This window comes from Tepidanaerobacter sp. GT38, from assembly GCF_021991635.1.
Classification (GTDB): Bacteria; Bacillota; Thermosediminibacteria; order Thermosediminibacterales; family Tepidanaerobacteraceae; genus DTU063.
This window is the reverse complement of record NZ_JAFFJA010000071.1, coordinates 1-1,866: the sequence shown is the minus strand read 5'-3', so window position 1 is coordinate 1,866 and position 1,866 is coordinate 1. Positions and strand designations below refer to the sequence as shown.

Sequence of the window (1,866 nt, the reverse complement as noted above, 5' to 3'; positions counted from 1 at the left end):
GATGACAAAATAAGAGAAGAAATTGGGAGATTTGTTATTTGCCTGTGTAAATGTTTGCTCGTTTTTTAGAAGTCGAACCCTAAGTCCTGCGGTAAAATGTCAAGTTCCTAAAAGAGGTGAAGTGGAAATTTTTTAACCTATTTTTAGTAAAAAAGGCAATACTAATCTAACCCAGTTTTATCAACCAAAAACTGGAAATTACCGAAGGATATTGAGGAGGTGTTTTACCTCATCTATTCACCTTCCTTCTAGGCGTGTAAACTTGATCATTGCGTAGCAGCGCATCGATCAAACGCACAAGTTTTCTTGCAGTTAAGACGAGGGCTCTTTTATGCTGATGTTTAGAAACTTCACCATACTTTTTCCGGTAGTAATCACGAAATTCCGGCTCTACTCTCTTAACCGAATTGGCAGCCTCAACCAGGTAAAAGCGTAGATAGTGATTGCAAGAGTGAATCATTTTAGTTTCTTCTGCTTCGAACTTCCCGGACTGGTATTTACTCCATGTAAGACCGGCATACTTTGCAATAGAAGCTTGATCCTTAAAGCGATTGATATCACCAATTTCAGCCAGTATGCCTGAACAAAAGACAGGACCAATGCCGGGAAGAGTTTGTAAAGTATTCGGTATGCCATCAAGGAGTCTTTCAATAGCCTTATCCAACTGTTTAATCTGTGCGGAAAGAGTGCGGATACATTCAATGGAAGTGGCCAGGAGAACATCAACGGAATCTTCCACACACTTGGATAGCCTGTAAGAAGACCTGGCAGCCTTTTGAATGCATTTGGCCACCCCTTCAGGGTCGGGGAAACGATTCTTACCCTTTTCCCTGAGAAAATCCGCAAGAACTGCAACATCCATGGAGCTAATCTCATCAATAGAATATTTTTCAAGGAAAAGCTCCATCATGGCATTGCCAAAAGCAGAACTTTCAACCTCGGACTTAAAAGCATTGCACTTAAGAAATAGATTCTGCAAGAAATACTGTTTCTCACGGGTCATATTGTGCACCAGGCGGTAACGCATTCTAGTTAACCTTTGAAGGGCAAGGAGCTGCTCCTGCATAACCACAGTATATGGGATACGCCCAAAGCGCAAACGGTCGGCAATAACCCAGGCATCAATATCATCAGTCTTGTCAAGATAAGGGTAAGCCTCCTTAAACTTATTAACAAGCGTAGCGTTAATAACATAAACCTTTGTCTGATGCTTGCGCAGGGCCTCATCCTCATTTAAAAACATAGCAGGATGAAAACTGTAGACGGAAGTAGACTCCATCCCAATGTGGATTTCCTGACAAGAATGCTTGTCCGCTAAAGAAATGACCTGATCCCGTAGAAAACTTGCACCAGTGGGATTGTTTTGGACAGTAAACTTTTTAAGACTGTTACCATCACAATCCATAACGCAAACTTTTAAATCATCGGAGCTGACGTCTACACCTACAAACAACTTCATAGTAACTGACCCCCTTTCATTTTAGGATACAGGGAAATGGACCCTTCGGGATGCCCCCAGATTTCTCGCTTAAGGACACCCTCGTGTATTAGAACTCACTCTGGACCATGAGCTGCCTGGAAGCTGCTACTTCCAGCATGGGTTGTCAGAGGGAACAGCCTGCGGGGTTAGAAGTTTAAGACGAGTTCTGGGGATGCAGACTTAGTTAAGTAGTCAAAGCTACAGGGGGTGGAAGCATTTCCCCGTGATCCTAAGATAATTATCTGGGAACATCACGAAAAGTCCAAGTCCCTGTTTTAGATGTCAGCTCTTATGCAGCCCTTTTAATAACATCCATATTCAATTATCAAGGTCCGTGCTTATCTGGAAATTCAATAACTTTGATTTACCAAATATATTATACGAGG

The 1,866-nt window shown here is 42.1% G+C and carries 1 protein-coding gene; it reads right to left on the bottom strand.

Translation table 11 applies throughout. From position 1 onward, the window contains the following. Positions 1–229 precede the first annotated feature (229 nt). Positions 230–1,459 (bottom strand): IS110 family transposase, encoded by a 1,230-nt coding sequence (locus JT739_RS09815; protein WP_237660939.1) that lies wholly within the window; start codon positions 1,457–1,459, stop codon positions 230–232. Positions 1,460–1,866: the final 407 nt, after the last annotated feature.

Excerpts from the sequence above, each read along its gene's own strand:
- JT739_RS09815 (WP_237660939.1), bottom strand. The coding sequence starts at position 1,459 with ATGAAGTTGTTTGTAGGTGTAGACGTCAGCTCCGATGATTTAAAAGTT.